Origin of the sequence: Streptomyces sp. SID3343 (assembly GCF_009865215.1) — a bacterium.
Classification (GTDB): domain Bacteria; phylum Actinomycetota; class Actinomycetes; order Streptomycetales; family Streptomycetaceae; genus Embleya.
Genome location: NZ_WWJX01000186.1, coordinates 1 through 6,838, shown reverse-complemented (window position 1 = coordinate 6,838; position 6,838 = coordinate 1). Strand labels below are relative to the sequence as shown.

Sequence of the window (6,838 nt, the reverse complement as noted above, 5' to 3'; positions counted from 1 at the left end):
GGACTCGCTGGACTCGCTGGACTCGCTGGACTCGCTGGACTCGCTGGACTCGCTGGACTCGCCGGACTCGCCGGATTCGTCGGTGCGTATGGACGCCCGGGTGGGCTTTGCCTGCCTGGGCGTTCGCGTGGGCGGTGGGGACGGGCGTCGATGGCATGGTGAGCTTCTGCGTTTGTGGGAGTGACGCTCTGTCGCATCTTTGGTCTCCCACACCCGGTGAGCCGAATTCCTTGACGGCGATCGGTCGGCTGTCCGATCGCGCCCGCCCAAGGGCCCGGCCGCGCGGGTGCCGGGACGGCCCGCGTGTCAGGCAGGAGTGACGTCGCCGAGCTTCCAGGTGCGGTCGAAGTACGGCTCCAGGGGGCCGTAGAAGCGGAAGTAGGAGAACCAGTGCTTGCCCGGCAGGGTCTGTACCCAGTTGGACTCGTCGCCGACGGGCGGCTCGGGGCCGAAGTACAGGTCGACCGACCCGTCGGCGTTGTGGACCAGATCGGGGTCGCGTGAGCCGCGGTCGCCGCGCTGCTGGGGGTTGTCGATCAGGCAGCGGGTGGCGGTGTCGTACACGGTGGCCGACCAGAACAGCTTCGCGGGGACGTCGGCAGGCACGTGCAGGGTGTAGGAGCGGCCGCCGTCCAGCCACTGGCCGCGGCCGTCGGTGTAGGTGGCCAGGTATGCCTGGCCCAGGCCGGGGGTCCGGCTCTTCATGGCTGCGGAGAAGCTGACGGCCTCGTAGAACCAGGCCGCGCGTTCCAGGAGCTGGTCGTGGTGCTCGGCCCGCTGGTCGGAGCGGTCCAGCATCAGCACCAGGTCCCATTGCCGGTCGGGCCAGTACCGTGAGCCGTCGAACCGCTTGGCGAACGTGTTCGCCCGGGCCATCAGCTCCCCCGCAGCGCTCGCCTGGCCGAGGATGCGAACCAGGCGCTCGTCGGGGGCGAAGGGCTTGCCCTTCTCGATGCCGAGCTGCTTGAGCATGGCCAGATAGAACCGGTCGCGTTCGTCGACGACCTCGTCCTGGTAGACGGCGTGCAGTCGCTGCCAGTACTCCAGCCCTCGGGGCTGGTCACCCGACCACGGGCGGCCCTGGGGCGAGACGATCCGGGTGGCGGGTGCGCTCTCGCGCTGCCCGTACGGGTAGAGCCGGACCGCGTCCACAAGCTCCTTGGAGCGGGCCGGGTCGGGGTCCAGGGTGCGGAACCCGAACATGATGTTGGTGCCGGTGGAGGTCAGCACCCGCAGGTCTTCGGTGTCCGCCGGAGCGTCCTGGCCGGGGGCGAGGACCAGGTAGCGGCCGCCCTTGCCCCGGTCGGGGCCCATCTCCCCCATCACCGCGATCTCGCGCTGCCAGAAGTCGGACACCCCACCCGCCGTCGGGCCGGCCGGGAGCTCGATCACCAGCGGGCCGGTCGCGGAGAGGTCGACGAAGTTCAGGATGTACGGAGTGGTGGCGTTCGCGGTGATCAGCCCGAGCCGGTCCCGGTAGGTCTCGTAGTGCACCAGGTCGCACGCCCCCGCGCCGAAGACCTCCCGGTGCACCTTCTGCCACTGCGCGTACGACACCAGAGGCAGCGCCCACAGGTACGCCTGACAGGCCATCTGGTAGTCGAGTTCGTCGAAGACCGCACCCAGGTCCGCCCGTTCCGGGAGCTCTCCCGCCATCCGCACCGCGCCGAGCCTGCCGGGAAGCCGCACATCGTCACCCATGCCCAGACGCTATGAGCGATCCCCCGCCCACGCATCCCGAGACAGGGGGCGCGCCTGCCGTAGGTGTTCCGGCCCCGGCCGACCTGCGCGCCGGTGCCGCGTCCTCCGACAGCAAAGGTATAAATAGGTGGATTTCTACATTTAGGACGGAAGCACATGGGTGGCGCGAATCCGGTCACGGTGCGGGAGACGGCGGCGCAGGGTTGGGTGTACGGGCACCCGATGCCGGAGAACTACCGGACGTTGTACGCGCAGGCCGTCGACGCCGACGACCACCGCTATGTCGGCGGGTTCGGGACGTTCCGGCCCTACCCGCAACCGTCGCGGCCGGAGAACACCGACGTCGTGACGTCCGACAACGACACCCCCTGCTCGTGGGCCTGGCCGGACCTGCGATCGGAGCCGTGGGTGGTGTCGGTGCCGGCGATGGACCGCCTGCGGGGCAGCCTGACCCTTTATGTCCGGCACGCCCGTCCGACCGACCCGGACCAGGCCGCGAACCGGCTGCCCGTGCCGCAGGGGCCGTTCGCCGTCATCACTCGGATCCACGGGCCCGACACCGCGGTCCTGGACGGCACCCGGACGCTGCCCGCCCTGACCGCGGGCGCCTGACGTGGGGGACGCGATCGGGCAGATGCTGCCCTCCGCCGTCGGCATCGCCATCAGCCCGCTGCCGCTGATCGCCGTCATCCTGATGCTCGCCACCCCCAAGGGCCGCGTCAACGGCATCGCCTTCGCCGCCGGCTGGACCCTGTCCCTGGCCACAGCCACCGCACTGCTGGTCCTACTCGGCTCCGGTGCCGACGCCGCCGGCGCGGACGGCACCCCGGCCACCTGGACCGGCTGGGTCAAACTCGTCCTGGGCGCCCTGTTCGTCCTGTTGGCCGTCAAGCAGTTCACCGGCCGCCCGCGGGAGGACCACGTGGCCGCCCCGCCCGGGTGGATGAAGGCGCTCGACCGGTTCACCCCCGCCAAGTCCGCCGGACTGGCCGCTGCCCTCGCCGTCGCCAACCCCAAGAACCTCGTACTGGTCGTCGGCGGGGCCCTCGCGATCGCGGGCAGCACCGCCGGCACCGGCGGCAAGAGCATCGCAGCCGTCCTCCTGGTCGTCGTCGCCTCGCTCTGCACCACCGTGCCGTTGGCCGTCTACCTCCTGGGCGGCGAACGCTCCGCCAAGACCCTCGACAGCTGGAAAGCCTGGATGTCCGCCCACAACGCCGCCATCATGACGACCGTTCTCGGCCTCCTCGGCGCCAAATACATCGGCGATGCCATCAGCACACTCGTCACCTGACACCCCCGCAGACCCCGACACCCGATGAGCACCCCGGCTCCGGACGACTTTGGTCAAGCCCTTCAGTGCCAACGGCTGTATCGCCGGCCCCCATGGCCGGACAGGATGCCGATCGCGACCGGCGTGCCATCCGGATGCCGGCGACCCGTGAGGACCGCACGCCGGTCGTGCGCCTACGCGTCGGTGCTGTCAGGGCCGGCAGCGGTCGGCCCGCCGATCAGGGCGTGGGGTCGGGTACGGCGCGCGTACCGCTACCCGCGGATCGGAACGGCCGACGGGAGGGTGATTGACAGTTCTTGACCATGGAGGTAGATCTGACGGATCGTCAGATGTAGGGAGTGGTCATGGAGCGCGACTTCGAGAACCGGACCGGGGCGGCCGTGGTCGTCGGGGCCGGGGGCGGCATCGGCGCCGCGATCTGCCGCATGCTCGCCGAACGGGGCGCGGATCTGGCGATGACGTATCGCAGCAGCGCCGACGCGACCGAGGCCATCGCCGAGGAGGCCCGCGCCAAGCACGGCCGCCGGGCCAGGGCGTGGCGGGTGGACCTCACCGACGCGGACGCGGTGGCGGCGTTCGTGGACGCGGCGGCGGCGGAGTTCGGCGGCGTCCACACGGTCGTGTACGCGTCGGGCCCGCACGTACCCATGCTGCACTTGAGCCGCGTGACGCCCGCGCAGTACCGCGAGCAACTCGACGGCGACGCGGCCGCGTTCTTCAACCTCGTACATCCGTCGCTGCCGCACCTGCGCACGGCGCCGGGCGGCGGGAGCCTGGTCGCGGTCACCACGGCCGCCACGAGCCGCTTCCCGGTCCGCGACGGCCTCTCCTCGTGCACCAAGGGCGCGGTCGAGGCGATCGTGCGCGGCATCGCGGCCGAGGAGGGCCGGTTCGGGGTCCGTGCGAACAGTGTGGGCCCGGGCATGCTCACCGACGGCATGGCGGCCCGCCTGATCGGCAGCGGCGACCTCGACGAACGCGCCCTCGACGTCGCCAAGCGCAACATCCCGCTGCGGCGATTCGGCGGGGCGGGGGACATCGCCGAGGCGGTGTGCTTCCTGGCCTCGGATCGGGCCGGCTTCATCAGCGGCCAGAAACTGGACGTCGACGGCGGGTACGGGGTCTGACCGCCGGGCGCACGCGGGTACCGTCCGGTTGCCGCTTCCCGCCTACCGCCGGGTGCACACGTGTCACCGGACGAAGGCGCACGCCGCGCCGCGCGTTCCCGGTACCGCACTCTCCGCCTACCGCACGCTCCGTCTACCGCACGCTCCGCCTACCACCCGTTTCCAGGACTGCCCTTCACATACCGCTCGTTCACGGCACCGATCTCGGAGGAGCCTCATGTCGATTCCCGACACCAAGCAACTGCTGCACTGGGCCGACCAATACGTCGCTCTGTGGAACTCCGGCGACAAGGAGGCCTGGTCGGCGAACTGGCGCGCGGTCGCGCCGGGCGACTTCCGGATGCTCGACCCGGTCGGCACGCCGGAGAAGCAGGGCTTCGAGCACTGCGCCCTCGATTCGTGGGACCTCTTCCAGCCGACGGTGCGCTTCCGGATCCAGCCCGGCACCCTGTTCGTCTGCGGCAACGAGGTCGCGTGGGTGATGGAGAACCACTTCACCGACAACGGCGTCGAGGGCAACGTGGTCAGCATCGAGACCTACCGCTTCGAGGCGGACGGCTCGGTCGTCATCCGCACGTACTATCGCGTCCCGGACCACCAGGACGGGGCGATGGGCGAGATCTTCCAGACGTACCTGCCCTGACGTCCGCCGTCGGCTTGGTCGGTGCGGTGATACGAGAAACGCGACGGCGGTTCCCGGAAGTTCGGAAGACCGCCGCCGTGTGAGGTCAGGAGACCTGTGTGCCACCCGCAGAATCGCGGTTGTCACACTCCGACGATGCGTACGTCGGCTTTGGGTAGCGTGTCGAGATACGCGCCGATGTCGCCGGCGTCGGAGGTGAGGATGGACGCCTTGCCGTGTTTGACGGCAGTCAGGACGAGGAGGGCATCCACCACGTCAGGGCGCTTCTTCGCGGGGAGAAGAACGTCACTGAGGATGACGCCGATACGTTTGTAGTCGTGTTCGGTGTAGTCCGTGTGTACCGAGCATTCTCGGAGGTAGCGACCCAGGATGTAGCGCGTGGCCGGATCGTCACGCCAAACCTGGGCCAGCACTGGGCCCGGCACAATGGGACGGGCATACCGGATGATCTGCTGGTGCTGATGCTGAACGAGCCCCTTCCGGCGCACCAGAGCGATCAGCATGCCGCTGTCGTATACGACGACGCCGGTCACGCCACCCCCTTGTGGTCTTCGCCGGCGGACTGGCCTGCACCGAAGAACGCCTTCCAGTCGGCCGCGATCTCGGCGACCTGCTCGCTGTCGAGATCGCCGTCGGAAGCGGCCGGGGGCCATGGCAGGGAACCGACCGCTTCCGCATCGGCGATCCGCTCGTCGATGTCGGCGAATACCTCGCGGGCTCGTTCGTCCCGTTCCACGGCTTCCAAAGCGGCCGAACTCATGTAGGCCGATACATCCATGCCGACTTGCGCGGCAGCGGCTCTTATCCGCAGGGCATGTGCCTCGTCCAGGGAAATGGAGAACCTGACCTTGCTCATATGCCCAATGTAACACGGCGTGTGACGATGCGGTGCGAATACCGGTGAGGCGGCTGAGCGAGTGCCGGGGCTATGAAGCCGAGTCGGTCGTTGGGCGCCCGCGTGATGTGGCAACCCGGTGGCAGGCCGGGCCGACCGAGCCGGTCACCAGACGAGTGGCCGCCGCTGGTGTGGGTGCCGGCCGAGTCGTGGCTGTGTGGGGTGACCACGTGGGAGCAGGTGTGGGCGGATCCGTCGGCGTACGTGCCGGCCGTGGCGATGTCCCCTCCGCAGCGCGCCTATCCGGCTACCGGCGAGGTGTCGGCGGACGGTTCTCGGGCGTTGTTGTACTCGGCTGTGCCGCTGAAGGACGCGATCGAGGCGAGTGGGGCCGGCGAGGCGAGTGCCGCGAGCCCGTGAGCGGCTTGGCGCCGGTGCGGGGCTCGTCGCATCGGCGCCTGCGCGGTGGTTGTCGGGCGTTCGGTTCTCGGGGGCGAGGGGCCCCGGGGGTGTGCTCGGTTCACCATTCGGCGCCGGCGACCTGGTGGGTGGCGATGTTGATGCGGTTCCAGACGTTGACGGAGGCGATGGTCAGGAGCAGGGCAGCGAGTTCCTGCTCGTCGAAGTGCTTGGCGGATTCGGCGTAGACCTCGTCGGAGACCGGGTCGGGGCGGTCGGCGATGCGGGTGACGGCTTCGGTGAGGGCGAGGGCGGCGCGTTCCGCGTCGGTGAACCAGGGGGTGTCGCGCCACCCGGCGACGGTGTCGATGCGCTCGTCGCTCTCGCCGTTCTTGCGCAGGTCGCGGGCGTGGCCGTGGACGCACACGCCGCAGCCGTTGATCTGGCTGGCGCGCAGGTTGACCAGCTCGACCAGGATCGGCGAGAGGCCGACCTTGTTGACGACTTTGCCCAGGCCGAGGAGGGCCTGAAAGGCACCGGGAACGACCATCGCGGGGTTGCCCATGCGAGCGCTCATGACTGGATCTCCTTCAGCGTGACTGTGACTTCGGGGTTTCGGGGATGTCCGGGCCTTCGGGCCTTCGGGGCCTTGGTGAGGCGCCCGGATTTGGTCTGTCACAGCACTGACGGAGCTCGCGGACCGGATGTGACAGGTGCGGGGGAACGGATTTCGGAACGTGTTTCTGGGCGGGGATCTGCTCTGGGCGGCGGTGGGCCGCCAAGCGGGCGTCAGGTGTTCGGCTCGGTGGTGCCTGCGGTGCCTGCGGTGCCTGCGGTGC

Annotated in this window: 10 protein-coding genes; 6 read left to right on the top strand and 4 right to left on the bottom strand. The window is 69.8% G+C overall.

Annotated features, from left to right (window positions below; genetic code table 11):
- Positions 1–184, top strand: a 184-nt coding sequence (locus tag GT354_RS07050; RefSeq protein ID WP_161355377.1) for a hypothetical protein, incomplete at its 5' end; no start/stop codon positions are given.
- Positions 185–306: 122 nt separating this feature from the next.
- Here GT354_RS07050 and GT354_RS55680 read toward each other — a convergent pair.
- Entirely contained in the window at positions 307–1,701 is a 1,395-nt protein-coding gene (locus GT354_RS55680) for a DUF1254 domain-containing protein (protein ID WP_161355376.1), read from the bottom strand.
- Between the two features lie 156 nt (positions 1,702–1,857).
- Here GT354_RS55680 and GT354_RS53575 point away from each other — a divergent pair, with 156 nt between their 5' ends.
- The 4 genes from GT354_RS53575 (at position 1,858) to GT354_RS07025 (ending at position 4,765) form a co-directional block, all read left to right on the top strand.
- Positions 1,858–2,313 carry a DUF1254 domain-containing protein gene (locus GT354_RS53575; RefSeq protein ID WP_237534456.1) on the top strand — a complete coding sequence of 152 codons (456 nt, stop codon included), beginning with the start codon at positions 1,858–1,860 and terminating at the stop codon, positions 2,311–2,313.
- A gap of 1 nt (position 2,314) precedes the next feature.
- The gene (locus tag GT354_RS07035) at positions 2,315–2,995 is read left to right on the top strand and encodes a GAP family protein (RefSeq protein ID WP_161355375.1); all 681 of its coding nucleotides are present in this window, start codon (positions 2,315–2,317) and stop codon (positions 2,993–2,995) included.
- A 344-nt stretch (positions 2,996–3,339) separates the two neighbouring features.
- Positions 3,340–4,122, top strand: a complete 783-nt coding sequence (locus GT354_RS07030) for an SDR family oxidoreductase (RefSeq protein ID WP_161355373.1) — start codon at positions 3,340–3,342, stop codon at positions 4,120–4,122.
- Between the two features lie 217 nt (positions 4,123–4,339).
- Positions 4,340–4,765, top strand: coding sequence for a hypothetical protein (locus tag GT354_RS07025; RefSeq protein WP_161355371.1), 426 nt, complete (start codon positions 4,340–4,342; stop codon positions 4,763–4,765).
- A gap of 122 nt (positions 4,766–4,887) precedes the next feature.
- On the opposite strand, the gene GT354_RS07020 is transcribed toward GT354_RS07025, so the two are convergent.
- On the bottom strand, positions 4,888–5,298 hold the full coding sequence (locus tag GT354_RS07020) for a hypothetical protein (protein ID WP_346011903.1): 411 nt from the start codon (positions 5,296–5,298) through the stop codon (positions 4,888–4,890).
- Positions 5,295–5,621 carry a hypothetical protein gene (locus GT354_RS07015; RefSeq protein WP_161355369.1) on the bottom strand — a complete coding sequence of 109 codons (327 nt, stop codon included), beginning with the start codon at positions 5,619–5,621 and terminating at the stop codon, positions 5,295–5,297. Before GT354_RS07015 ends, GT354_RS07020 begins: the two co-directional genes overlap by 4 nt.
- Positions 5,622–5,795: 174 nt before the next feature.
- Between GT354_RS07015 and GT354_RS07010 the strand changes: the two genes are divergently transcribed.
- Positions 5,796–6,020 carry a hypothetical protein gene (locus GT354_RS07010; protein ID WP_161355367.1) on the top strand — a complete coding sequence of 75 codons (225 nt, stop codon included), beginning with the start codon at positions 5,796–5,798 and terminating at the stop codon, positions 6,018–6,020.
- A gap of 100 nt (positions 6,021–6,120) precedes the next feature.
- Here the strand turns inward: GT354_RS07010 and GT354_RS07005 are convergent, their stop codons facing one another.
- Positions 6,121–6,576, bottom strand: coding sequence for a carboxymuconolactone decarboxylase family protein (locus GT354_RS07005; RefSeq protein WP_161355365.1), 456 nt, complete (start codon positions 6,574–6,576; stop codon positions 6,121–6,123).
- Between the last annotated feature and the right edge of the window lie 262 nt (positions 6,577–6,838).

Coding starts and splice junctions, on each gene's coding strand:
- GT354_RS55680 (WP_161355376.1), bottom strand. CDS start 1,701: ATGGGTGACGATGTGCGGCTTCCCGGCAGGCTCGGCGCGGTGCGGATG.
- GT354_RS53575 (WP_237534456.1), top strand. CDS start 1,858: ATGGGTGGCGCGAATCCGGTCACGGTGCGGGAGACGGCGGCGCAGGGT.
- GT354_RS07030 (WP_161355373.1), top strand. CDS start 3,340: ATGGAGCGCGACTTCGAGAACCGGACCGGGGCGGCCGTGGTCGTCGGG.
- GT354_RS07025 (WP_161355371.1), top strand. CDS start 4,340: ATGTCGATTCCCGACACCAAGCAACTGCTGCACTGGGCCGACCAATAC.
- GT354_RS07015 (WP_161355369.1), bottom strand. CDS start 5,621: ATGAGCAAGGTCAGGTTCTCCATTTCCCTGGACGAGGCACATGCCCTG.
- GT354_RS07005 (WP_161355365.1), bottom strand. CDS start 6,576: ATGAGCGCTCGCATGGGCAACCCCGCGATGGTCGTTCCCGGTGCCTTT.